The 22,859-nt window shown below is 71.6% G+C and carries 21 protein-coding genes and 1 tRNA gene; 11 read left to right on the top strand and 11 right to left on the bottom strand.

What is annotated here, in order from left to right; genetic code table 11:
* Positions 1-15: 15 nt before the first annotated feature.
* The 6 genes from ACZ7PG_RS20390 to ACZ7PG_RS20365 form a co-directional block, all read right to left on the bottom strand.
* Positions 16-804: an ABC transporter ATP-binding protein gene (locus ACZ7PG_RS20390; protein WP_470240575.1), complete on the bottom strand. Its 789-nt coding sequence runs from the start codon at positions 802-804 to the stop codon at positions 16-18.
* Positions 801-1,673, bottom strand: a complete 873-nt coding sequence (locus ACZ7PG_RS20385; RefSeq protein WP_470240574.1) for an ABC transporter permease — start codon at positions 1,671-1,673, stop codon at positions 801-803. Before ACZ7PG_RS20385 ends, ACZ7PG_RS20390 begins: the two co-directional genes overlap by 4 nt.
* Complete coding sequence (locus ACZ7PG_RS20380; protein ID WP_470240573.1) at positions 1,670-2,683, bottom strand: ABC transporter substrate-binding protein; 1,014 nt, start codon at positions 2,681-2,683, stop codon at positions 1,670-1,672. The genes ACZ7PG_RS20385 and ACZ7PG_RS20380 overlap by 4 nt, the downstream gene beginning before the upstream one ends.
* A gap of 445 nt (positions 2,684-3,128) precedes the next feature.
* Positions 3,129-4,991, bottom strand: a complete 1,863-nt coding sequence (locus tag ACZ7PG_RS20375) for a glycosyltransferase family 39 protein (protein ID WP_470240572.1) — start codon at positions 4,989-4,991, stop codon at positions 3,129-3,131.
* Between the two features lie 81 nt (positions 4,992-5,072).
* Positions 5,073-6,587 (bottom strand): sensor histidine kinase, encoded by a 1,515-nt coding sequence (locus ACZ7PG_RS20370; RefSeq protein ID WP_470240571.1) that lies wholly within the window; start codon positions 6,585-6,587, stop codon positions 5,073-5,075.
* Complete coding sequence (locus tag ACZ7PG_RS20365; RefSeq protein WP_360666482.1) at positions 6,565-7,314, bottom strand: response regulator transcription factor; 750 nt, start codon at positions 7,312-7,314, stop codon at positions 6,565-6,567. The genes ACZ7PG_RS20370 and ACZ7PG_RS20365 overlap by 23 nt, the downstream gene beginning before the upstream one ends.
* 168 nt (positions 7,315-7,482) lie before the next feature.
* Between ACZ7PG_RS20365 and ACZ7PG_RS20360 the strand changes: the two genes are divergently transcribed.
* The 4 genes from ACZ7PG_RS20360 (at position 7,483) to ACZ7PG_RS20345 (ending at position 10,911) form a co-directional block, all read left to right on the top strand.
* Entirely contained in the window at positions 7,483-8,112 is a 630-nt protein-coding gene (locus ACZ7PG_RS20360; RefSeq protein ID WP_470240570.1) for a hypothetical protein, read from the top strand.
* A 754-nt stretch (positions 8,113-8,866) separates the two neighbouring features.
* Positions 8,867-10,039, top strand: a complete 1,173-nt coding sequence (locus ACZ7PG_RS20355; protein ID WP_470240569.1) for a sensor histidine kinase — start codon at positions 8,867-8,869, stop codon at positions 10,037-10,039.
* Complete coding sequence (locus tag ACZ7PG_RS20350) at positions 10,036-10,701, top strand: response regulator (protein ID WP_470240568.1); 666 nt, start codon at positions 10,036-10,038, stop codon at positions 10,699-10,701. Before ACZ7PG_RS20355 ends, ACZ7PG_RS20350 begins: the two co-directional genes overlap by 4 nt.
* Before the next feature lie 9 nt (positions 10,702-10,710).
* Complete coding sequence (locus ACZ7PG_RS20345) at positions 10,711-10,911, top strand: hypothetical protein (protein WP_360666471.1); 201 nt, start codon at positions 10,711-10,713, stop codon at positions 10,909-10,911.
* Here ACZ7PG_RS20345 and ACZ7PG_RS20340 read toward each other — a convergent pair.
* Positions 10,901-11,347: a nitroreductase family deazaflavin-dependent oxidoreductase gene (locus tag ACZ7PG_RS20340; protein WP_470240567.1), complete on the bottom strand. Its 447-nt coding sequence runs from the start codon at positions 11,345-11,347 to the stop codon at positions 10,901-10,903. The genes ACZ7PG_RS20345 and ACZ7PG_RS20340 overlap by 11 nt on opposite strands.
* A 127-nt stretch (positions 11,348-11,474) precedes the next feature.
* Here ACZ7PG_RS20340 and ACZ7PG_RS20335 point away from each other — a divergent pair, with 127 nt between their 5' ends.
* Both ACZ7PG_RS20335 and ACZ7PG_RS20330 read left to right on the top strand, forming a co-directional pair.
* Entirely contained in the window at positions 11,475-12,146 is a 672-nt protein-coding gene (locus tag ACZ7PG_RS20335) for a TetR/AcrR family transcriptional regulator (RefSeq protein ID WP_470240566.1), read from the top strand.
* 96 nt (positions 12,147-12,242) lie between these two features.
* The gene (locus ACZ7PG_RS20330) at positions 12,243-13,760 is read left to right on the top strand and encodes a 3-hydroxyacyl-CoA dehydrogenase (RefSeq protein WP_470240565.1); all 1,518 of its coding nucleotides are present in this window, start codon (positions 12,243-12,245) and stop codon (positions 13,758-13,760) included.
* A gap of 43 nt (positions 13,761-13,803) precedes the next feature.
* Here the strand turns inward: ACZ7PG_RS20330 and ACZ7PG_RS20325 are convergent, their stop codons facing one another.
* Positions 13,804-16,791, bottom strand: a complete 2,988-nt coding sequence (locus ACZ7PG_RS20325) for a PQQ-dependent sugar dehydrogenase (RefSeq protein ID WP_470240564.1) — start codon at positions 16,789-16,791, stop codon at positions 13,804-13,806.
* A 65-nt stretch (positions 16,792-16,856) separates the two neighbouring features.
* A complete protein-coding gene (locus ACZ7PG_RS20320; protein WP_470240563.1) occupies positions 16,857-17,507 on the bottom strand; it encodes a L,D-transpeptidase in 651 nt (216 codons plus the stop codon).
* Positions 17,508-17,731: 224 nt separating this feature from the next.
* On the opposite strand from ACZ7PG_RS20320, the gene ACZ7PG_RS20315 reads away from it, so the two are divergent.
* The gene (locus ACZ7PG_RS20315; RefSeq protein WP_470240562.1) at positions 17,732-18,241 is read left to right on the top strand and encodes a hypothetical protein; all 510 of its coding nucleotides are present in this window, start codon (positions 17,732-17,734) and stop codon (positions 18,239-18,241) included.
* Here ACZ7PG_RS20315 and ACZ7PG_RS20310 read toward each other — a convergent pair.
* Positions 18,231-19,121: a serine/threonine-protein kinase gene (locus tag ACZ7PG_RS20310; RefSeq protein WP_470240561.1), complete on the bottom strand. Its 891-nt coding sequence runs from the start codon at positions 19,119-19,121 to the stop codon at positions 18,231-18,233. The two genes, ACZ7PG_RS20315 and ACZ7PG_RS20310, sit on opposite strands and share 11 nt — an antisense overlap.
* 8 nt (positions 19,122-19,129) lie before the next feature.
* Positions 19,130-20,824, bottom strand: coding sequence for an HsdM family class I SAM-dependent methyltransferase (locus ACZ7PG_RS20305; protein ID WP_470240560.1), 1,695 nt, complete (start codon positions 20,822-20,824; stop codon positions 19,130-19,132).
* 77 nt (positions 20,825-20,901) lie between these two features.
* Here ACZ7PG_RS20305 and ACZ7PG_RS20300 point away from each other — a divergent pair, with 77 nt between their 5' ends.
* From ACZ7PG_RS20300 to ACZ7PG_RS20285, 4 genes are all read left to right on the top strand, one after another.
* Complete coding sequence (locus ACZ7PG_RS20300; RefSeq protein WP_470240559.1) at positions 20,902-21,666, top strand: PP2C family protein-serine/threonine phosphatase; 765 nt, start codon at positions 20,902-20,904, stop codon at positions 21,664-21,666.
* A 46-nt stretch (positions 21,667-21,712) separates the two neighbouring features.
* A tRNA-Ser gene (locus ACZ7PG_RS20295) sits at positions 21,713-21,797 on the top strand.
* A gap of 521 nt (positions 21,798-22,318) precedes the next feature.
* A complete protein-coding gene (locus ACZ7PG_RS20290; protein WP_003056176.1) occupies positions 22,319-22,579 on the top strand; it encodes a hypothetical protein in 261 nt (86 codons plus the stop codon).
* A 4-nt stretch (positions 22,580-22,583) separates the two neighbouring features.
* On the top strand, positions 22,584-22,829 hold the full coding sequence (locus ACZ7PG_RS20285) for a hypothetical protein (protein WP_125308449.1): 246 nt from the start codon (positions 22,584-22,586) through the stop codon (positions 22,827-22,829).
* Positions 22,830-22,859 lie beyond the last annotated feature (30 nt).

Here is a 22,859-nt window from a genome sequence, read left to right as displayed (position 1 = left end):
TCCCGTCTTCCGTTCTCACCCGTCCGCGGCAACCCGGCCGACGTGGCCGCGGTGCTGCTCCCGGACGAGGTCCTCGATCCGGGCGCGCAGCTCGAGGAACCGCGGCTCGCGCTTCACCGCCAGGTCCCGCTCGGCGGGCAGCGTCACCTCGACGTCGGCGGCGATCCGGCCGGGGTCGGAGGCGAGCACCACCACCCGGCCGCCCAGGAACACCGCTTCCTCGACGTCGTGGGTGACCATCAGCACCGTGGTGCCGGTGTCGGCCCAGACCTGGCGGATGAGCACCTGCATGTCCTCTTTGGTCTGGACGTCCAAGGCGCCGAAGGGTTCGTCCAGCAGCAGGACATCCGGTTCGCAGGCGAGCGCCCGCGCGATCGCGACGCGCTGCTTCTGGCCGCCCGAAAGCTGTTTCGGCAGCGACTTGCGCACGGCGTGGAGCCCGGTCTCGGCGAGGTACCAGTCGACGCGCTTGGCGCGCTCGCCCGCGTCGACCGGCAGCAGCTCGAGTCCGAACGCGACGTTCTTCTCGACGGTCCGCCACGGGTACAGCGCGCCGGCCTGGAAGACGAGCCCGCGGTCCGGGCCGGGGCCGGTCACCGGGACGCCGTCGAGCACGATCTCGCCCTCGGTCGGCCGGCTGAGCCCGGCCACCAGCGACAGCAGCGTCGACTTGCCCGAGCCGCTCGCGCCGACGACGCAGACGAACTCGCCGCGCGACACCTCGAGGTCGACGCCGTCGAGCGCGCGGGTCACCTTGCCGCGCACGGTGTAGTCCTTCGCGACGTTCCGCAGCTCCAGCGTCATGCCGCCCACTTCCCGACCTTCGTGCGCAGCAGGCGCAGCAGGACGTCGATGACCAGCCCGGCGATCCCGATGACCACGAGCACGGCGAAGATCTTGTCCGTCTGCAGGAACCGCTGCGCCCGGACGATCCGGTAGCCGAGACCCGCCGAGGAGTTGATCAGCTCGGCGACGACCACGAAGTTCCACGCCGCGGCGGCGTTGACGCGGATCGCGTCGATCATGCCCGGCAGCGCGTGCGGGACGACGACCTTGCGCAGGACCTCGCCCCGGCGCGCGCCGAGGGTGTAGGAGACGTCGATGAGCGACGCCGGCACGCCGCGGACGACGTCGGCGGTCATCAGCGTGTTGAAGAAGACCGTCCCGATGAAGAGGATGGCGATCTTCGACGGCTCGCCGAGGCCGAGCCAGATGATCAGCAGCGGGATGAACGCGCTCGCCGGCAGGTAGCGCAGCAGCCCGATCAGCGGCTCGAAGAACGCCTGCCCCGCGGTGAAACCGCCCATCAGGATGCCGAGCGGCACCGACACCAGCACGGCGAGGCCGAACCCTTCGAGCACCCGCTGGGTCGTCGCCCAGAGGTCGTCGAACAGCTCGCCGGTGCTCGCCATGTCCGCCCCGGCCCGGACCACCGCGGCCGGCGACGGCAGGAACGTCGGGTCGACGACCCCGCTGACGCTCAGCACGATCCACGCGAGGAACGGGATCGCGAACGACAGCACCGCCAGCGTCCAGCGCGCCGACGCGGAAATCGGCGTGCGCAGGGAAAACAGCGGTGACGCGGACTTCGGCGCGCGCCGGCGCGGCAGCGGTCCCCAGGCCGGGCGGCCCGACTCCCGGCGTTCGGCGAGCTGCTGGGTCCGACCGGTCACTGCGGTGCGGCCTTCACGAACTGGTCGTCGAAGAGGCCGTCCAGCGAAGGCCGCTGCTGGGCGAGCCCGGTGCCGACGATGAAGTCGACGATCTTGTTCGCCTGGAAGTCGAGGTGCTGGGCGGTGACTCCCGGGGTGAACGCGTCGAGGTTCTGCTGGCGCGTGAAGATCGTGGTGCCGGCGTCGTAGGACTTGTAGTCCGCGTCGGACACCCCGCCGCGCTTGGCCATGATCCCGACGGCCGCGTCCTTGTTGTTCTTGATCCAGGTCAGCGTCTCGAACCACGTGTTGACCAGTGCCTGTACGTCCTTCGGGTGCTCCTTGACCAGCTTCTGCGACGTGACGAGGTGGTCCGGGATGGCACCGGGGAACTCCGTCGACGTCGAGATCGCGCGGCTGCCCGGGCGCTCGAGGGCCTTCGACGTGAACGGGGCGAACGCGCCCACCGCGTCGACCTGCCCGCCGACGAACGCGGCCGCGGCGGCGTCGGTCGGCAGGTTGACCAGCTCGATGTCCTTTTCGGTCAGCTTCGCCTCCTGCAGCGCGAGCAGCAGCAGGTAGTGGTCGACCGTCCCCTGCTCGACCGCGACCTTCTTGCCCTTCAGGTCGGCGATGGCGTTGATCCCGTCCCGCGCGATGATCTTGTCGTTGCCGGTGGAGTTGTCGTTCACCAGCACGATCGACAGCTTCGCGCCGCCGGAAGCCGAGGAGAGCGTGTCGTTGAGGGTCTGGCTGTTCGCGTCGATGGCCCCGCTGGACAGCGCGTTGATGCTGTCGGTGTAGTTGTCGAAGTACTTCAGGTCGACGTTCACGCCGTTCTTGGCGAACAGTCCCTGTTCCTGCGCCACCTGCCAGGGGAACCAGCCCGGCCAGGCGCTGAACCCGAGGGTGATCTTGCCGCCGGTGCCGGTGGCGGAACTGTCACTGCAGCCCGAAAGCGCGGTGACCCCGGCGAGGGTCAGCAAGGTCAGGAGCACCGTCAGGAGACGGGGGCGGGAACGGGAAATCACAACGAACTCCCAGCTGCGGGGGAAGTGGAGTGGTGCCGTACCCGAGGAATCGCGGTGCTCAGGACTACGGACCGGCGGCGAGCCTAGCGACTAGCACAAGATCTCCACAACGCCCGGGCAATGCAGCCGAACGAGTGACCCCCGGCCGGGCCGACCAGCGATATCAGGCCGTTTCAAGATCGAGTTGGCCGGGTTTCTGTCGGCCGCCCGGCCAAGATCCCGGCCACGAGCACGGGCAATTGCACGGGCTGTAGTCCCTCGTCGTTACGGCACGCCGTGATCATCACCGAGCGCTATTTCCGGGAACCGAACAATCGTTCGCGATGCGCCGGTCAACGGGACCGGAATCGAACAGGTGTGCGCCTCCGCCGATACCGCACCTGCTTCGGATCCGCGAATGATTCCTCGACTGTTAACACGCCGGAAACAATCGGGCGAATTTCGATCAATTGACAGATTTTGTGAGGTCGTAAACCGTCGTGCCGCCGACGGTGGCCGGCGTGAAGTTCTGCTCGACCCACGTCTGGATTTCGCCCGAGGTGCCGCGACCACCGCCGAAGCCGCCGCGCCCGCCAGCGACGAAGTAGTGGACGTCCCCAGCGGCGACGTACTGCTGGAACCGCGCCAGCGTCGGCGCCGGGTCGCTGCCGCTGAAGCCGCCGATCGCGAGCACCGGGCGTCCACTCGAGAGCGCCAGCCCGGCCGACTGCATCGCGCCGCTCTGCGCCGCGGCCCACTTCGTCGTCGTGTTCTTCAGCAGGTCGATCACGGCGGTGTCGGTCTGCCCCTCGCCGAACCCGCCGCCGCCACGGCCGAACCCGCGTCCACTCGCGACGACCGGGCCGGACGACGGCGTGCCACCGGAGTGCGGCGTCGCCGCCGTGGCCAGGGTGAAGGACGCCGTCCCGAGCAGCGCGCCGCACAGGCCGAGCACGGCCACCGCCGGGCCGGAGCGCCGGAGCCGGTCGGCGCCGAAGAGCAGCGCCAGCACCCCGGCCGCGCCGAGCACGAGCAGCGTGTACCGGATCCACGGCTGCCAGTCCGGCGTGCGGGCGAGCAGCACGAAGCCCCAGACGGCGGTGACCGCGAGCAGGACGGCCAGCACCGCGCGGGCCGCGAAGTTCGCCCGGCCGCGCCAGAGCTCACGCGCGGAGATCCCCAGCGTGGCCGCGATCCCCGGGGCCAGCGCGACCGTGTAGTACGGGTGGATGATGCCGCTCATGTAGCTGAACACGAGCGTCGTGACGACCAGCCAGCCACCCCACAGCAGCAGTGCCGCGCGGGTCCGGTCGGTGCGGGGCGCGCGCCGCGTGAACCACAGCCCGGCGACCAGGCCGATCAGCGCGGCGGGCAGCAGCCACGACGCTTCCCCGCCGAACTCGCCGCCGAACAACCGCGTCAGGCCGGTTTCGCCGCCGAAGCCACCGCCGAAACCGCCGGCCCCGCCCGGCGCCGTCCCGCTGCCGCCCCGGCCTTCGCCGAAGATCCGGCCGAGGCCGTTGTAGCCGAACGCCAGCTCCAGCACGGTGTTGTCGGTCGACCCGCTGATGTACGGCCGGTCCGCCACCGGCCAGAGCGCGACGACCACGATCCACCAGCCCGCCGAAACGAGCACCGCCCCGGCCGCGGCGAACAGCTGGCCGATCCGGCGGCCGAGCGACGTCGGCGCCGCGACCGCGTAGGCCAGCACGAACGCGGGCAGGACGAGGAACGCCTGCAGCATCTTGTCGAGGAAGCCGAACCCGACCGCGACGCCGGCGAGCAGCAGCCACTTCGTGCTCGCGTGCTCCAGCGCGCGCACGACGCAGTAGGCGCCGGCGACGAGCAGCAGCACCAGGAAGGCGTCCGGGTTGTCGTAGCGGAACATGAGCGCGGCGACCGGCGTCAGCGCGAGCCCGGCCCCGGCGAGCAGGCCGGCGCCCGGGCCGGACAGCCGTCGCACGGCGAGGTAGAGCAGGCCCACCGAGGCGACGCCGGCGAGCGCGTCCGGCACGAGCAGGCTCCAGCTCGAGAAGCCGAAGAGCCGGCCGGACAGCCCCATGACCCACAGGGAGAACGGCGGTTTGTCGACGGTGACGACGTTGCCGGGGTCGAGCGAACCGAAGAACAGCGCCTTCCAGCTCCACGTGCCGGCCTGGGCGGCCATCGCGTAGAAGTCGTTGGCCCAGCCCGTCTTCGCCAGGTCCCACAGGTAGAGCAGGCCGGTGCCGAGCAGCAGCGCGGCCACGGAAGGCCGGACCCAGCGCGGTTTCCGGGCGGCTTCGGGCGCGGGCTGGGCGTGTTCGGGCGCCGACAGCGTGGTCGTCATGGTTCCGACCGTGTCGGCGCCGCATGTGGTGAACTTGTGCCGAAGCTGTGCGTGCGCTGTGCATCGACCCCGGACGGGTGATCACGCGGGCGCCGGCGCCTCCGGGAACGTGATCTCGAACTCCGTCCGCCCCGGCCGGCTCTGGACGCCGACCCGGCCGCCGTGCGCACCGACCACCGCGGCCACGATCGCCAGCCCGAGGCCGGTGCTCCCCGCCGCCCGTGAGCGCGAGTTGTCGCCGCGGGCGAAGCGCTCGAAGATGTCCGGGAGGACGTCCGGGGAGATGCCGGGGCCGTCGTCCGCCACGCGCAGCCGCAGCACTCCGTCCGAAGTGGACAGTGACGTCGTCACCGTCGTGCCCGCCGGGGTGTGCGTGCGCGCGTTGGCCAGCACGTTGATCACCACCTGGTGCAGCTGACCCGCGTCGCCGAGGACGCCGATCGGCTCGCCGGGGACGTCCATCAGCCACTTGTGGCCCGGGCCCGCGACGTGGGCGTCCGCGACCGCGTCGGCCACCAGCCGGCACAGGTCCACCCACTCGTGCACCACCGGGCGGCCGGAGTCGAGGCGCGCGAGCAGCAGCAGGTCCTCCACCAGCGTCGTCATCCGGCGCGACTCGGACTCGACGCGGCTCATCGCGAACGCGACGTCCGGCGGCACCTCCGCGCCCCCGCGGCGGGTCAGCTCGGCGTACCCGCGGATCGCCGCCAGCGGCGTGCGCAGCTCGTGGCTCGCGTCCGCGACGAACTGGCGGACGCGGTTCTCGCTCGCGTGCCGCGCGGTCAGCGCGTCCGCGACGTGCTGCAGCATCCGGTTCAGCGCCGAGCCGACCTTGCCGACCTCGGTGTTCGGGTCGGTGTCGGCCTCCCGGACCCGTTCCGACAGCGCGACTTCACCGCGGTCCAGCGGCAGCTCGGAGACCCGCGTCGCGGTCGCGGCCAGCCGGTCGAGCGGTTTCATCGTGCGCCGGATCGTCGCCGCCCCGACCGCGCCGGCCACGAGGATTCCCGCGAGCGCGACCCCGCCGAGGATGAAGCCGAGCCGCCAGAGCGTCTCGTTGACGTCTTTGAGCGGCAGGCCGATGACGGTCTTGTCGCCGCTGGGCGAGGTCGTCGAGACGACGCGGTAGTCGCCGAGGGTGCCGCTGAGGACGATGCTGTGCGGTTTCCCGTCGGACGGCACCGCCAGCAGCACCCGCATCTGGTCCTTGTTGAGCTGCCGGTACGGCGCCCGTTTCTTGGTCGGCGAGCCCACGGTGGAGTCGAGCACGGCCCCGGTGCCCCCCGAACCGATCTGGACGGCAGCGAGCGTGCCCTCGCCCTGGCCCAGCGCCCGCAGCGGATCCGGCGGCGGCGCCTCACCGTAGGTCCAGGGCGGCGGCCGTTCCCCGTTGTGCGACGCGCGGTCGCTCGCCGCGGCCAGCCGCTTGTCCTGCTGGCCGACGAGGAACTCGCTCAGCGCGAACTCCGTGACGACGCCGACGACCAGGCACACCAGCGCGAGCAGCGCGGCGAGCTGGAAGATCAGCCGCCGCCGCAGCGACCACGGCCGTTGCGTCCGGAACCGCCGTGGTTCAGCCCGCTGGCTTGAGGACATACCCGGCGCCCCGCATGGTGTGGATCATCGGCTCGCGGTCGGCGTCGATCTTCTTGCGCAGGTAGGAGATGTAGAGCTCGACGATGTTGGCCTGGCCGCCGAAGTCGTAGCTCCAGACGCGGTCCAGGATCTGGGCCTTCGACAGCACGCGCTTGGGGTTGCGCATGAGGTAGCGCAGCAGCTCGAACTCGGTCGCGGTCAGCGGCACCAGCGCGCCACCGCGGTGCACCTCGCGGCTGTCTTCGTCGAGGGTGAGGTCGCCGACGACGAGCGTCGACCCGCTCGCGCCGGTCACCCCGCCGGCCCGGCGCAGCAGCGCGCGCAGCCGCAGCGCGACTTCTTCGAGGCTGAAGGGCTTGGTGACGTAGTCGTCGCCGCCCGCGGTGAGCCCGGCGATGCGGTCCTCGACCGCGTCCTTCGCCGTCAGGAAGAGCACCGGTAGGTGGGGCGCCTCCGACCGCATTCTCCGGAGCACTTCGAGACCGCTGAAGTCGGGGAGCATGACGTCGAGGACGACGGCGTCGGGCCGGAAGTCGCGCGCGATCCGGACGGCTTCGGTGCCGTCGCCCGCGCTGCGCACCTCCCAGCCCTCCATGCGCAGGGCCATCGACACGAGCTCGGCCAGCGTCGCCTCGTCGTCGACGACGAGCACCCGCACCGGGCTCCCGTCGGCGCGGCGCAGGTCGGCCTTGCCGGGGCCGGGTGACGTGGCGTTCATAGCGGTCATAGTGCCACCTTCCCGGCGGCGCATCGGTGCTCACTGTGACCTCGCTGTGCGTTTCCTGTGAGAGTTCGTTCGTTCGAGGCACAGCGCTCGCTGACGCCTCGCACAGCTCAAACACAGCCTCGGCGGCGAGCCTGACCTGGACCAGTGTGGGTACGACCGGAGGACACGATGACGACCGAGCCGACGCCGAACACGCCACCGCAGGGTGAACCGGCCCCCGCCAACTGGGGCGACCCGGCCCCGGCCGCGCCGAAGAAGGGCTGGTCCGGCAAGAAGACGGCGATCGCGGCCGGCATCGCGGTGGTGATCGCGGCCGGCGGCGGCGCGGCGATCTGGGCGGGCACGAGCAGCGCCGACAATTCGGCCCAGCAGGGCCCCGGCGGCTTCGGCGGTCCAGGAGGCGGCCAGTTCCCCGGCCAGGGCGGCCCGGGCGGCGGCTTCGGCAACGGTTTCGGCGGCGGAATGGCTGCGCTGCGCGAAGCGCTCCACGGCGACTTCGTGGTGTCGAACGGAAGCGGCGGTTATACGACGGAGCGCCTCCAGACGGGAGACGTCACGGAGCTGAGCGCGACCTCGGTGACGTTGACGAGCAAGGACGGCTACAAGCAGACGTACACGCTCAACGGCTCAACCCAGAAGACGGGCGAGGTGAAGCAGGGCGACACGAACGTGACGGTGGTGGCCAAGGTCGAGGGCACAACGGCAACGGCGACATCGCTGAGCCAGGCCCAGCAGGGCCAGCGCCAGGGAACAGGCCAACGCCGCGGCGGCGGCTACTCGGCCCGCCCATCGAACTGACGTAGGTGGCGCGGGCTTGCGGGTCAGCCGCACCACCGAACCGAGGTAGGTGAGGCGGGTTCGCCGGGGCAGGCCCTCGCCGCCCAACCGATGGGTGGTGCGGCTCGCCAAGCCAGGCCCGGGCCGCCAACCGAGGCAGGTGGTGCGGCTCGCCGAGCTAAGCCCGCCCCGACCACCCAACTGCGGCAGGTGAGGCGGCTTGCCGGTCCGCGCCGCCAACCAAGGCAGGTGGCGCGGCTCGCCGGGCCAAACCCGCGCCGCCCGCCGGACCGAGGTACGTGACCCGGGCCCACCAGACCAGGCCTTCGCCGCCTGCCGGACCGAAATAGGCGAGGCGGCCCGCCGGGCCAGGCCCGGGCCGCGGCCGGCGCGAGGTAGGTGAGGCGGCCCGCCAGGCCAGGTCCGGGCCGCCCCAACCGAAGTAGGTGGTGCGGCCCGCCGGGCCGCGGCCGGCGCGAGGTTGGTGAGGCGGCCCGCCGGGCCAGGTCCAGGCCGCCCAACCGAAGTAGGTAGCGCGGCCCCACCAGGCCAAGCCCGCGCCGCCCGCCGGACCGCGGTAGGCGACCCGGCCCGGCCGCACCACCCGACCGACCACGGCCGGGGGCGCCCTGCCCGGCAGCCCCCGGCCCGTCCCAACCGCCCCAAGCTCCCACGAACCTTCCCGACCAGGGATCGCCCCGATGCTGCGGACCCCTCCCGCAGCATCGGGGCGTTCCCGCCCACCGTTGCCGCCGACTAGGGCAGAGTTGCGGGCGTGCACGACATCAGCGGGTCCCTGCGGCGCCAGTCGCTGCTGGTCGCGCTCGTCTGTGTTGTCGCCGATGCCGCCCTCTTCACCCTCCGCGGCCCGATCGGCGGGCCAGGGAACGGGACCGGAGCCGGCTGGCAGGCCTGGGCCGTCCTGCTCGGCGGGATCGCCGTCAACGCCGCCCTCGCCGGCCCCGCGCGGTACTCCGGCTGGGTCGCCCTCGCGCACGCCCTGCTCTTCGCCGGCTCGCCGCTTCTCCTCTGCACCTGCACCGGTTACGTCGTCGGGAACAACGCCGGCATCCTGATCGCCGGCTACCGGGCCGGCGCGTGGCTCCGCCCGAAACCCGCCGTCCTCGCGCTTCTCGCCCTGCTCGCCGGCGTCACCGCGGGCTGCGTCGAAGGCGGCGGACGCACCGCGGCCGACTGGCGGCTGATCGCCATCAGCGTCAGTGTCAGCGCGCTCCTGCCGTGGCTGGTCGGCCGGTACACGACCGCCCGGCGCGCCTACATCGCCGATCTCGAGCGCGAAGCCGACGAACGCCGCCAACACGAAGAAGAAGCCGTGCGCAGGGCCGTCACCGAGGAGCGGACGACCATCGCCCGCGACCTCCACGACGTCATCTCCCACCACGTCAGCGCCATCGGCGTGCACGCCGGCGCCGCCCGGCTCGGCCTCCCCGACGACGACGGCCCCGTGCGGAAGTCGCTCGGCGCGGTCGAGTCCGCCAGCCGCTCGGCGATGGCCGACCTGCGCCGGCTGCTCGACCTCCTGCACGCCGAAACCAACGCCGAACAGCCCGGCCTCGACAACCTCGACGAGCTGGTCGAGACCGTCCGCGCGGCCGGCCTGCCGACCCGGCTGACCCTGCGTGGCGAAGCCCGCGAGCTCCCCGGTTCGCTCGACGTCGCCCTGTACCGCATCGCCCAGGAAGCCCTGACCAACGCGCTGCGCCACGGCGAGGGCCCGGTCGAGGTGGAGCTGAACCACGGCCGCACCGAAGTCGTGCTCACGGTGACGAACGGCCTGCGCGCGGACCGCCCTTCACAGAAGGAACACGCCCACCGCGGCCTGGCGGGCATCCGCCAGCGCGTGACCCTGTTCGGCGGCCAGGTCTCCTACGGCGAGACCGGCGGGCACTGGCAGCTGCGCACGACCTTCCCGGTGGAGAGCACATGATCCGCGTCCTGCTGGCCGACGACCACGCGATGTTCCGCTCCGGGATGCGCGCGCTGCTCGACACCCAGGCCGACTTCACCTGCGTCGGCGAGGCCTCCGACGGCCGCGAAGCCGTCGCCGAGACCGCCCGCCTGCGCCCGGACGTCGCGGTCCTCGACGTCCGCATGCCCCGCCTCGACGGCCTCGCCGCGACCGAGGCCATCCTCGCCGCGCCGGGCAACGACACCCGCGTCCTCGTGCTCACGACCTACGACGCCGACGAGTACGTCTACCGCGCGCTGCGCGCCGGGGCGAGCGGGTTCCTGCTGAAGAGCCTGGCGCCGGAGGAGCTGGTCGCGGCGATCCGGGTGGCCGCCCGCGGCGACGCGCTGATCGACCCGTCGGTGACGCGGCGGCTGGTCGCGAAGTTCGCGTCGGTGCTCGAGCCCGCGGCCGCCGAACCGCCCGAGCTGGCCCGGCTCACCTCCCGCGAACGGGAGGTCCTGCTGCTGATCGCCAACGCCTGCAGCAACGCGGAGATCGCGCGGCAGCTGCACGTCGGCGAGGAGACGGTCAAGACGCACGTGTCCCGCGTGCTGAGCAAGCTCGGTCTCCCCGACCGCGTGCACGCCGTCGTGTACGCCTACCGGCACGAACTCGTCCCGGGCGACCGGCCTGCCTAGACTGGCCGCATGAGGCGCTGGATCACCTTCGCGGTCGGGGTAGTGCTCGTGCTCGTCGGCGCCGTCTGGGTGCTGCAGGGCATCGGCGTCATCACCGGCAGCTTCATGACGGGGCAGAAGCTGTGGTTCCTGATCGGGCTCGTCGCGTTCCTGGTCGGAGTCGTGCTGGTCGCGGCGAACCTGACGAAGCGGCGCAAACCTACTTCGTGAAGATCTCGAAGATCGGGTAGCCCGGCGCGATCTCACGCAGCTTCTCGTCGGACGCCTTGGCGTCGACACCGTCGAAGAACACGCCGACCTCGAACTTCCAGCGCTTGAGGTAGGCGCGCAGGATGCCCGGCTTCTCGTCGTCGACGAGCTCGCGGAACGTGAACTCCTCGACGCGCTTCCCGACGCGCAGCGTGCCCTGGCCGGCGGCCCGCAGGTTGCGCACCCACTGCGTCTCGCCACGCGGGGCGACGAGGTACCGCACGCCGTCGACGGTCAGCAGGTTGACCGGCACCGACCGCGGCTCGCCGCTCTTGCGGCCGACGACCGTCAGCACCCGGCTGCCCCACACGCTGAACCCCATCCGGGTCAGCTTCGCGACGGCCTCGTTGAACGCGTTGGTGGCCTTCTTCGGTTCGATGTAGCGGGCGGCGGTCATGGTGTCCTCCGAAGTTTCGGGAGAGCAGTGCTCTCGGTTAAGAGCAGTGAACACCTGAGCACCGCACTCTGTCAAGAGCACTGCTCTCTATTTTGTGCGCCGCTCTCGTCGTGGCACACTGATCCCCATGACCGCCACCAAGACCGCGCGCGAACGTGCCCGCGCCGAGCTCACCCAGGAGATCAAGGACGAGGCCCGCCGCCAGCTCGCCGACGTCGGTGCGCACGGGCTGTCGCTGCGCGCGGTGGCGCGGGAGCTGGGCATGGTGTCGTCCGCGCTGTACCGGTACTTCCCCAGCCGCGACCGGCTGCTGACCGACCTGATCGTCGACGCCTACAACGCGATCGGCGAGGCGGCCGAACAGGCCGACCCCGGCCAGGGCGCCCCCCGCGACCGGTGGCTCGCGATCTGGCACGCGACGCGTGACTGGGCCCGCGCGCACCCGCACGAGTACGCGCTGATCTACGGCTCACCGATCCCCGGCTACCAGGCCCCGCAGGACACCGTCGCCCCCGCCGGCCGGGTCGCGCTCGCCCTGGTCAAGGTCCTCACGCACACGGAACTGCGCGATATCGACGGCGAAGTCGCACCCGAACTGCGCGCCCAGGCCGAGACGCTCACGAAGGTCCTCGGGATCGTCGCCGGGCCCGAGACGGTCACGCGCCTGATCATGGCGTGGACCCAGCTGTTCGGGGCGATCAACTTCGACCTGTTCGGCCAGTACGTCGGCAGCGTCGACCCGGCCGACGCGTTCTTCACGCACTCGGCGACGCGCATGGCGGAGTTCGTCGGCCTTTAGGCGCGCAGCAGCAGGCCGACGGCTTCGGCGAGCTTCCCTGTCAGGGCCGAGACGGTACCGTCGGCCCGACGACATCGCGGGAAAGGCGGGCACGACGTGACGGGGTGGGCCGGGAAGGTCGGCAGGATCCGGGTGATCGGGACCGGGGTGATGGGCCGGGGGATCGTCCAGCTCGCCGCGACCGCGGGGGTGACCGTCGAGCTCGCCGACGTCCGGCGCGAGGCCGTCGCCGAAGCGATCGAGTACGTCGGCGGGATGGTCGACAAGCTGGCCGCGAAGGGCAAGCTCGATGACCCGCGGGCGGTCAAGGACCGGCTGGTCGCGGTGGACGCGCCCGACGCGCCCGCGGACGGCGTCGACCTCGTCGTCGAGGCCGTCCGGGAGGACATCGCGACGAAGCGGGCCCTGTTCGCCGCCCTCGAGCGCGTCTGTCCACAAGAGACGGTCTTCGCGACGAACACCAGCTCGCTGTCGGTCACCGAGATCGCCGCCGAGCTGGCCGACCCCGGCCGGCTGATCGGCCTGCACTTCTTCAACCCGGTGCCGCTGATGCGCCTGGTCGAGGTGGTCCCGGGCACGCGCACGCACGACTGGCTGCCCGCCGAGGCGCTCGAGCTGGTCAAGAGCTGGGGCCACGAGCCGGTGCTGGCGCAGGACGCGCCGGGCTTCCTGGTCAACCACGCCGGGCGCGGCCTGAACACCGAGGCGCTGCAGATCCTCGCCGAGGCGCTGGCCGAGCCCGCCGACATCGACCGCGTCGCGCGGGACGTACTCGGCCTGAAGCTCGGGCCGTTCGAGCTGCTCGACCTGACCGGCCTCGACGTCTCCCACGCGGTGCTGGAGAGCATCTGGAGCGGCTTCCACGGCGAACCGCGGCTGCGGCCGTCGTGGCTGACGCGGCCGAGGGTCGCCGCCGGGTTGTTCGGGCGCAAGAACGGTTCCGGCTTCTACTCGTACGCCGAAGGCAAGCAGCAGGTGGCCGAGGAGCCCGCCGCGCCGCCGAAGCCGTCCGGTCCGGTGTTCGTCGCGGACGAGCACCTCGGCCGCGTGCTGTCGGCGGCCGGCGTGCAGGTGGTGTCGGACGCTTACCCGGACGCGGTCCTGCTCGTCCCGCTCTACGGCGAGTCCACAGTGGACGCGGGCACCCGCGCCGGGCTGCCGCTGGACCGCGTCGCCGGCGTCGATCCCCTGGGCGGCTACGAGCGGCGCCTGACGATGTCCGTCCACCCGGGACTCGATCCGGCCGCGGGCCGCGCGGCCTGGGGCGCGCTGGCGGCGACGGGCCACCCGGTGACGGTGGTCCGCGACGGCCCGGCCCCGATCGCCCAGCGCCTCCTGGCGTCCATCGTCAACACGGCGTGCTTCATCGCGGGCCAGAACCTGGCGTCGCCGGCGGACATCGACACGGCGGTCCGGCTGGGGCTGGGTTACCCGCGTGGCCCGCTGGCCTGGGGAGACCTCGTCGGCGGCGACATCGTGCTGCGGATCCTGAATGGTCTGGCCGCGTCGACCGGGGATCCGCGGTACCGGCCGAGCCCGTGGCTGACCGAGCGGGTGGCGCTCAAGCTGCCGCTGACGTCGACCGGGACCACGCCCGCGGACCTGCGCTCCTGACGCACGGACGGAACCAGGCCGTTTCCGAGGAGGACGGCCTGGTTCACCAGGGGCGGTCGACTGCCCCGCCGGCGGCGGTGTAGGTGATGTAGCCGCCCAGGAAGTCGCTGCGGTACACGCCGTTCGACAGGGACTCGTCCGACGTCGGGTAGCGCAGGTACGAGCGCTCCCAGCCGAGGGCCGCCCAGCGCTTCCGGATCTCGCCCTTCACGACGTGCGCACCGGTCGCGTTCGTGTAGTAGATCGAGTGACCGAGGCTGAAGTGGTTGAACCGGCCGACACCGTCCGGCGTCCCGTCTTCGTCGTCGACCGGATAGCCGAGACCGCGCTCGTAGCCGTACTCCGCCCACTTCTTGCGGATCTCACCGTAGATCGCGTGCGCGCCGAGCTGGGGCGTGTAGTAGATCGAACCGACGTTGGTGCCCTTGACGAAGTGGTTGTACCGCCCGATTCCGTCCGGTGTCCCCAGTTCATCGGTGGTCGGGTACCCGAGACCACGCTCGTAGTCCAGCGCCGCCCACTTCCGCCGGATCTCCCCGTAGATCGCGTGCGCACCCGTCGCGTTCGTGAAGTAGATCGAACCGACGTTGCCCCCGTTCAGGAAGTGGTTGTACCGCCCGGCACCGTCCGGCGTCCCCAGTTCATCGGTGGTCGGATACCCCAGACCACGCTCGTAACCGAGCGCCGCCCACTTCCGCCGGATCTCCCCGTAAACCGTGTGCGCACCGTTCGCGGCCGTGTAGTAGATCGACCCCACGTTGCCGTTGTTGACGAAGTCGCCGTACTGCCCGGCGCCGTCCGACGTCACCGCGGTGTCGGACGTCGGCGGGCCGAACTTGCCGTGCCCGCCGATGGCGAGGTACTTGTCCAGCACCGGACCGGTGACGAACTTCGTGCCTCCCACCGCACTCCAGTACAGGCGGCCGTTCGCGTAGGTCCGGTGGTGGACCGGGCCGTCGGTGACCTCGGTGCCCGCCGGTGCCCCGAGCATCGCCGGCAACTCCGGGTCGGCGTTGTAGCGCTGGTCGATCGGGGTGTCGTAGTTCGCCGTCAACGTCAGGTCGCTCGTGCCGACGGTGACGACCCACGTCCGGTCCGCCGGACCGCCCTGCCAGCCGGCGAACTTCGAGACGCCGTCGGTGCCCAGCAGCGCGGCCTCGACGTCGAAGGTCGCGCCCTCGGTCACCAGCGCCGTGTTGACGCCGCCCTCGACCGGGATGCTCAGCGCCGCGGGCTGCGTGCTGAGCAGGGTGATCCGGTGCCGGCGCGGCATCGCGGTGTACGTCTTGGACGTCTTGACGCCCGCGCTGTCGGTCACCGTCGCGGTGAACTCCATCCGGGAGTCCGGGTGCTCGGTGAACGGCTGCGCGAAGCTCGTCCCGTCGCCGCCGACGCCGGGGTGCGAGTGGCACGTCGCTTCGCTCGGGCAGTGCCGGACCGCGGTGGTCCACGTGACCGGCAGCGTGCCGTCCTCGGCGTCCGTCGCGGTGGCACTGACGCTGACCTGCTGGTTCACCGCGAACGTCGCCGCGGTCCCGGGCGTGGTCAGCACGAGCTGCGGGGTGTGGTTGCCGGGCGCGACCGCGATGGTGGTCGTGCCGGTGGCCCCCAGCGGGTCCCGGACCGTCAGCTTCGCGGTGAAGGAACTGGCGCCCGCCGCGTACTGGTGACCGACGGCGGGGCCAGCGTCGGTCGCGGTGGTCCCGTCGCCGAAGTCCCAGTCGTACTTCAGCGGGTCGCCGTCGTAGTCGACCGACGTGGAGCCGTCGAACGACACCGTGCGGGTGTCCGGGTCGGTGGTCGTCGTGGCCCTCGCCTCCGGCGCGGTGTTGCCGGACGAGTAGCTCATCCGCCGCAGGGTGCCGCTCAGGATGTCGGCGTAGACGATGTCGCCGTTCGGCGCCGCCGCGAACTTCACCGGGCCGCCGATGCCGGTGAAGACCGGCGGGTTCTCCGGGGCCTGCGTGAGCTTGCCCTGGTCGTCGTAGCGCAGCGTCCAGATCTTCTGGCCGACGTAGTCGCCGAAGAAGTACGAGCCGCGGTAGGCCGCCGGGTAGCTGGATCCGTTGTAGACGATCCCGCCGGTGACGCTGTTGCCCTGCATGACGCCGCTGCCGTGCTGGTACTCGAAGATCGGGGGCTGGTTCGCCACGCCGGCGCAGCCCGCGAGGCCGCTGTAGCCCGGGGTCGCGTGGGCGCCTTCCCAGCAGGGCCAGCCCATGTTCCCGCCGCGCGGGACGACGCTGACCTCTTCCCAGTTGTTCCAGCCGACGTCCCCGGCGACCGGCAGGCCGAGGTTCTGGTCGACGCCGAACCGGAACGGGTTGCGGAACCCCCGCGCGAACACCTTGCTCGCGGCCGACGCGGGGTCGGCGGCGTCGTAGTACGGGTTGCCCGGCACGCCCTTGCCGTCGGCTGTGAGGTGCAGGATCTTGCCGTAGGGCTGGTTGACGTCCTGGGCGCGCAGCGCACCCGGGTCGACCTTCGTGAAGTCGCCGTTGTCCCCGATCGACAGCCAGAGCGTCCCGTCGGTGGCCGCGACGATGCCGTCGATGCCGTGGACGTTGTACATGCCCGGCACCTCGAACAGCGTCTGTTCGCCGGTCAGCCCGGTGGGCGCGCCCGCCGCGTCCACGACGACCGTGAACCGCGCTAGCCGCATGACGAAACCGGTGCCGACGTTGATCGAGCGCGTCAGGTAGATGCGGTGCGACGTCGCGTAGTCCGGCGCGACGGCCAGGCCGACGAGGCCGAGGTCCTCGTTGACGCGGACCGGCAGCGACGCGATCGTCCGGCCGGTCCCGCTCGCCGGCAGCCAGCGGACGTTGCCGCCCTTGCCGGTCACGATGATCGAATTGTCGGGCAGGTACGCGAAGTCCGTGAGCGGGTCCTGTCCCAGCCCGGCGCTGGTGTCCCGCAGTACGAACCCCGGCGGGAGTGCCGCCGCTTCGGCCACCCCCGACGACACCACAGGCAGCAACGCCCCGGTCAGCACCACCGCCACCAGTGCCTTGAGCGCTCTCGACAGCATCCGGCCCCCCTTCCCGACGATGGTTCATCGCCTGAGCAGGGGGGCCAGTTACTTCGACCAGGTGGTTACGGGACGACCTGCACGACGTCACCGATGTGCAGGGTGTTGAAGAACTTCAGGGACGCACCGGCCGACAGGTGGATGCAGCCGTGCGAGTACACCGAGAGGCTGCCGGTGTGGAAGGCGTCGCCCGGGTAGAAGAACACCGAGTTCGGCATCGGCGCGTTGTCGAACTCCTTCGACAGGTGCACCTTCTCCTTCGACAGCACGTGGAACGTGCCGGTCGGCGTCGCGTAGCCCTTGCGGCCCGGCAGCATCGGCACCGGCCCGTAGACGACCTTGCCGCCCTGCAGGATCCACGCCTTGTGCGCGGAGATGTCGACGCAGGCGGCGGTGCCCGACGCGGCGGCCGCGGCGGCGCACGGCACGCCCGGGTCGCTCGCCGGAGCGGCCGGCTTCGGCTTCGGCTTGGGCTTCGGCTTGGTCGTGGTGGTGGTCGGCGCCGGCTTGGTGGTCGACGGCGTCGGCGTGGCACTGGTCGTCGTGGTGGGGGCCGCGGTGGTGCTCGAAGTCGTCGGCGCCCCGCCCCCGGTACCGGCGGCCGCGACCGCCCCGCCGCCGGCGTTCGGCCCCTCGGGCGCCGCCCCTCCCCCGGAGCAGGCGGCCAGCACGAACGCGGTGGCCAGCGCGGCCGCTCCCGCCAGAAGCCTCTTCACGATCCGTTACCCCCATGTTCGATCATCGCTTGTGGACACCCGTAAAGACGGCGGTCACCCGTTGGAGGTTCGTCCGGGAAGGTCACGATTTGGGCAGCCCGGACGGGTGACGCCTCAACCCGCGGGTTGAGGGCGGGTTCCACCCGGCCCCGATCCCGGCGCCGACGAAACCCCGCCGCCGTTCGCCGAAGCTGGGAGCACCCCGGAAACCAAGGAGCCCCGAAATGCCCAGCGCAGCGAACGTCCTGCTCTACGCGGTCATCGCCGCCTTCGTCCTCTACAAAGTCGTCTACAAGCAGGTCCGCGGCACGCTGCTCGACCGCAAGACGCTGGTCCTGATGCCGCTGGTCCTGATCGCCGTCGGCGCCTACCTCACCGCGAAGGCGCTGCCCGGTGCGTCGGCCGCCGAACTCGGGCTGCTCGGCGCCGATCTCGTCGTCCTCGCCGGTCTGGGGGTCCTGCGCAGCACCACGACGACGCTCACCGAGCGTGACGGCACGACGTTCCAGAAGGGTTCGGTCGTCACCATCGGGCTGTGGCTGCTGACCATCGCCGTCCGCGTCGGTCTGGTGGCGCTGGGCACCGCGCTCGGCGTCGCCGGGCCGCTGACGTCCGCGTCGATCGCGCTCACCCTGGGCGTCAGCATCGCGGTGCAGAACGCGACGACGTACTCCCGCGTCCAGCGGCTCGGCCTGCCGCTCGCCGACCGGCGGCCGGCGGCGCTCAGCCGCTGACGCGCCCCAGCATCCTCGCGTACATCCGGCCCGGGCTGGGCACCGACGGCGGCACCAGGAAGCCCGGCAGCGGCGGCAGCCCGCCGACGAACGCGCCGAGCCGCTCGTACAGCGCGGCCGCCCCGGGCGGCCGCGCTTCCGGGTCCTTCTCGAGCATCTCGGCGAGCAGGGCGTTGAGCTGCTTCGGCACCCCCGGCACCGGCGGCGGCAGCTCCTTGACCTGGCGCTCGAACACGGCGTACGCGGTGGGCCCGTCGAAGAGCCGCCGCCCGGTGAGCATCTCGTACAGCACGCACCCCAGCGCGTAGAGATCGCTTCGCGGTTCGGCGCCGCCGCGCTGGATCTGCTCGGGCGCCATGTACGACGGCGTCCCCAGCAGCTGCCCGGCCCGCGTGAACTGCGCGGCGTCGGCCTCGCGGAGCACCGCGAGCCCGAAGTCCATCACCTTGACGCCGCCGTCCGGCCCGAGCATCAGGTTAGACGGCTTGAGGTCGCGGTGGCACACCGCGAGCGCGTGGGCGGCGGTCAGCACCGCGCACGCCTGCGCCGCGATCGCCGCGGCCCACGGCACGGGCAGCGGTCCGTGCTCGGCGAGCAGGTCAGCGACCGTCACGCCGTCGACGAACTGCATGACCTGGAACAACCGGTCGTCGTGGGTGCCGTAGTCGTACAGCGTCGGCACGCCGGGATGGTCGAGCGTCGCCAGAATTCGTGCTTCGCGGGCGAAGCGCGCTTCGAGCTCCTCGTCGCGGCCTGGCAGCCTGAGCAGCTTGATCGCCACGCGCCGGCCCAGCCGGCGGTCGTGCCCGCCGTGCACCGCGCCCATCCCGCCGCGTCCGAGCGGCAGCTCGTCGAGCTCGTAGCGGTCGGCGATCAGCATCCGTTCCCCTATCCGCCTCCTGGGCGGAGCCGTCCTTCGACAAGTCCAGCGAAGCCTAGCCTCACCAGCTCACGGCCCGTTTCCGCCGTCTCGCGCAGGACGGCGTCGAATTCCGCCAGGTTCCGGAAGACCCGGCCGTACTCGCGCTGGACGTCGTTCGGGACGCGCGGGATCCGCACGCGCCGCCCGTCGATCCGGGTCGACGCGGACGCGGCGGGCAGGTCGGCCGCGCGCAGGCAGCCGGCCAGGAAGTCCGCGTCCAGCCGATCCGGGTCGACGCGGTACACCGTAAGCCCCGGACCAACCGCCTCCGGTGGTCCACTGTGGACGTACGCGACCCCGGTCACGGACGCGACCACGTCACCGTCGTCGGCCGTCGGGTGCTCGGCGTCGGCGCGGGCCGCGTGCCGGACCTCGACCACCCCGGCCTTGACCAGCTCGCCGATCGTCGTGAACGCCGGTTCGCCGTCGGCGGCTTCGAGGGGCGGCAGCCGCGGCGCCAGTTCGGCGAACCGGCCCCGCACGGCCTGGAACGCCTGGCCGACGTCCTCGTCGCGGCCACGGCGCCGGGCCGGCGTGAGGTCGACGTCGTCGTCGAGCAGGTCGATGATCCGGACGCCGGACTCGGGGTGCTCGCGGAACTCCTGCCACATTTCGTCCACAGTGGACAGATTGTCGCCCGCCTCGGCCAGCAGCACGGTGGACGGCGGGCGCTGCCCGGGCTCCGGCCGCCGCAGCAGCCAGAGGTCGGGGCCGGCCGGCGTCAGCGTGACGACCGCGCGGACCGCGCCCGCGCGCAGCAGGTTGCCGCGGATGCGCTTGCCGCTGCGCCGCCCGGCCGCCGCGCCCGGCATCAGGATCGCCACCGCACCACCGGGTTCGACGTGGGCGAGGCAGTGCTGCACCCACGCGAGCTCGGGCTCGCCGCGCGGTGGCAGGCCGTACTCCCAGCGCGCGTCGCCGACGAGCTCGTCGTGCCCCCAGGCCCGTTCGTTGAACGGCGGGTCGCACAGCACGGCTTCGGCCGTCCGGCCGGCGAAGGCGTCTTCGCGCAGCGCGTCGACCGCGTAGACCTCGGTTTCGATGCCGCGCAGCCGCAGGCGCGACGTCGCGATCGACGCCGTCATCGGGTCACTGTCCTGCCCCAGCACGGTTTTCGCGCCGCTCGCCAGCGCGAGCGCGCCGAAGCCGCACGCGGGGTCGAGGATCGCCGAGACCGGGCCGGCGAGCCGGGCCATCAGCTCGGCGACCGGCTCCGGTGTGGCCGACAACCGCCGTGAATGCGCCTCGAAGTACCGGCGGCACAACAGTTCGAACGACTCGACCGGCCCGGCCCGGTGCGTCATCTCGCTGAGCAGGGTGATCAGCTCGGGGTCGTCGAGCCTGCTGTCGAAGGTGCCGAGGATCCCGGCCTGGAAGGCGAAGAAGGCACCCGCGCGGCTCACGCGCTCGGCGAGGTCGAGGTCGTCGCCCAGCGCGCGCAGGCGCTGCCACGCGCGTTCGCCCGCGGACAGCTCGAACTTCTTGCCGCGGGCGCGGAACCAGCCGGTGACGGCGGACAGGCCGAACAACGGGCTCGACGCCGTGCCGCCGACGGGCGGGGGGAAGTCCGGGTAGCGACGGCGCCAGTTGCTCACCGCGGCCCGGCCGACCCCGGCGAGCCGCGCGATGTCGGCCGCGCTGACCGTGGCGTCGTCGTCCATGGCGGGAACTCTATCGGAGAGTGCTCCATTCAGCCGAGTTGCTTGTGAACTCAGTCAACCAATGCTTTCATGGGTGCATGACACACGATCGGTACGTCCTCCGGTACGCCGCGGGGTCGGACGTCGGCAAGCGACGCCAGGTCAACGAGGACTCGCTGTACGCGAGTTCCCGCCTGCTCGCCGTCGCCGACGGCATCGGTGGCCAGCCGCACGGCGAAGTCGCCAGCGCGACCGCGGTCGACGTGCTGCGCGAGCTCGACGTCGACCTCCGGCGGATGGACCTCACGGACGTCGACCTGGCCGCGACGCTGGCCGGCGTGGTCAAGTCGATCGACGAAAGACTGACGGAGGTCGCCTCGAACGAGCCGACCACCGCGGGCATGGGCACGACGCTGACGGTCCTGATGTTCGACGGCGTCGAGTTCGCGGCGGCCCACATCGGCGACTCCCGCGGGTACCTGCTGCGCGAAGGCGACCTGCGGCGCCTGACCCGCGACCACACACTCGTGCAGGCCCTGGTCGAGGACGGCCGGGTCGCGGCCGAGGACGCGGCCACGCACCCGCGGCGGTCGCTGCTGATGAAGGCCCTGCAGACGACGGGCTCCAGCGACCCCGACATCTGGACGTTCAAGGCGAAGCCGGGCGACCGCTACCTGCTCTGTTCGGACGGACTGAGCGGCCCGGTGACCGAAGCCACCATGCGCGACATCCTGGCGGCGATCCCGGACCCGGCCGACGTGATCCCGGAGCTGATCCGCCTGGCCAACGAAGGCGGCGGCCCGGACAACATCACGTGCGTGGTGGCCGACGTCGTCGCGGCACCGCCGGCCGCCAACGGCTGAGACCCACCTTCAGGTCCCGGGACGGCCATCCGGTATCGTCTCCTGCGGAGGATTGGCCGAGCGGCCTAAGGCGCACGCTTGGAAAGCGTGTTGGGTTCACGCCCTCGCAGGTTCGAATCCTGTATCCTCCGCACTTGAACAGGCGAAACGCCGGGCCGCGCGCCCGGCGTTTCGTCGTTCCGCTCCGGAAGTCCGTGGCCTGTCCCGAATCCGGCTCGCACGAGCACTTGCCCGTGCGGATGCGGCCGCGCCGCTCGTCCGGGCCCGCGCTGCCCGAAATGTGAAATGTCTTTCGAGCGATTGCCGGACAAATCTGTTCGCCCACAGGGAGTTACGAGCAGGGCTGACCGCAGCCCGTTGCTCCGGTCGCGCTAGTCTCACCCCAACCCGAGCCCGACGCTTCCAGAAAGGCCAGCAGTGGCACGAAAACCGCTCTGACCTGGGGTAGCGCTGGCCAGCGACTTCAGTGTGCGAGATCCGTGCCAGGTCAACCCCGGCACGCACCGTGATCGGCCCGGCCCCGGACGTCCCACGTCCGGGGCCTTGCTGATTCCAAGCCCGTGATCACTCCGCACAATCAGATGATCACGCTGAGTCGTTGGATCTGTTTCAATAGATATCCGCCCCCGTACGACCGAGGAGTAGAGGCCCGATGGCCGGAGTCGAAGAGATCCGCGCTGGCATCGCGCTCGCCAATGAAAAGGCGTCCGCGAGCATCGCCGCCCTGCAGCAGGCAGCGCAGTCTCTCGAAGAAGCCCAGCAGTCGCTCGCACAAGCGACGCAAGGCAGCAGCCAGCACGAAGTGAGCCAGGCGCACGGGTTGCTGGCGGAGGCTCTGCAAGGCATCAACGGCTTGCAGAGCACGGTTCAAGCAAGCATTTCCTCCGCCGACTCCTACTCGGCGCGTCTCTAGCCGGATGACGCTTGCCGAACTCCACCAGCTGCTCACCGCCGTCGTGGCCGGGCTCGCCGACGCGCGCGCCCACTCCGAGCGGGCCACAAGCCTGCTCGGGGAAGCCCGGCAAGCGCTCGTGGACGCCCAGGCCAAGGCCGATCCCTGGCTGCCTTCGCAGTACGCGCAGGCCGGCGAGGGGCTGGACCAGCTCCTCGTCCGGCTGGCCGCTGCCGAAGATCTGGTGAGCGGATACCGGTCGCGCCTGTAATCCTTTTGGGGACACCTTTTCTTGGGGACG

It is taken from the genome of Amycolatopsis sp. NPDC114504 (assembly GCF_055633595.1).
The sequence above is the reverse complement of the archived record's forward strand: the minus strand, read 5'-3'. Positions and strand labels throughout refer to the sequence as shown.

Bases quoted from the DNA above. Each gene is read 5' to 3' on its own strand.
- ACZ7PG_RS20390 (WP_470240575.1), bottom strand. From the start codon at position 804: ATGACGCTGGAGCTGCGGAACGTCGCGAAGGACTACACCGTGCGCGGC.
- ACZ7PG_RS20375 (WP_470240572.1), bottom strand. From the start codon at position 4,991: ATGACGACCACGCTGTCGGCGCCCGAACACGCCCAGCCCGCGCCCGAA.
- ACZ7PG_RS20370 (WP_470240571.1), bottom strand. From the start codon at position 6,587: ATGTCCTCAAGCCAGCGGGCTGAACCACGGCGGTTCCGGACGCAACGG.
- ACZ7PG_RS20365 (WP_360666482.1), bottom strand. From the start codon at position 7,314: ATGACCGCTATGAACGCCACGTCACCCGGCCCCGGCAAGGCCGACCTG.
- ACZ7PG_RS20360 (WP_470240570.1), top strand. From the start codon at position 7,483: ATGACGACCGAGCCGACGCCGAACACGCCACCGCAGGGTGAACCGGCC.
- ACZ7PG_RS20350 (WP_470240568.1), top strand. From the start codon at position 10,036: ATGATCCGCGTCCTGCTGGCCGACGACCACGCGATGTTCCGCTCCGGG.
- ACZ7PG_RS20345 (WP_360666471.1), top strand. From the start codon at position 10,711: ATGAGGCGCTGGATCACCTTCGCGGTCGGGGTAGTGCTCGTGCTCGTC.
- ACZ7PG_RS20340 (WP_470240567.1), bottom strand. From the start codon at position 11,347: ATGACCGCCGCCCGCTACATCGAACCGAAGAAGGCCACCAACGCGTTC.
- ACZ7PG_RS20335 (WP_470240566.1), top strand. From the start codon at position 11,475: ATGACCGCCACCAAGACCGCGCGCGAACGTGCCCGCGCCGAGCTCACC.
- ACZ7PG_RS20325 (WP_470240564.1), bottom strand. From the start codon at position 16,791: ATGCTGTCGAGAGCGCTCAAGGCACTGGTGGCGGTGGTGCTGACCGGG.
- ACZ7PG_RS20315 (WP_470240562.1), top strand. From the start codon at position 17,732: ATGCCCAGCGCAGCGAACGTCCTGCTCTACGCGGTCATCGCCGCCTTC.
- ACZ7PG_RS20310 (WP_470240561.1), bottom strand. From the start codon at position 19,121: ATGCTGATCGCCGACCGCTACGAGCTCGACGAGCTGCCGCTCGGACGC.
- ACZ7PG_RS20305 (WP_470240560.1), bottom strand. From the start codon at position 20,824: ATGGACGACGACGCCACGGTCAGCGCGGCCGACATCGCGCGGCTCGCC.
- ACZ7PG_RS20300 (WP_470240559.1), top strand. From the start codon at position 20,902: ATGACACACGATCGGTACGTCCTCCGGTACGCCGCGGGGTCGGACGTC.
- ACZ7PG_RS20290 (WP_003056176.1), top strand. From the start codon at position 22,319: ATGGCCGGAGTCGAAGAGATCCGCGCTGGCATCGCGCTCGCCAATGAA.
- ACZ7PG_RS20285 (WP_125308449.1), top strand. From the start codon at position 22,584: ATGACGCTTGCCGAACTCCACCAGCTGCTCACCGCCGTCGTGGCCGGG.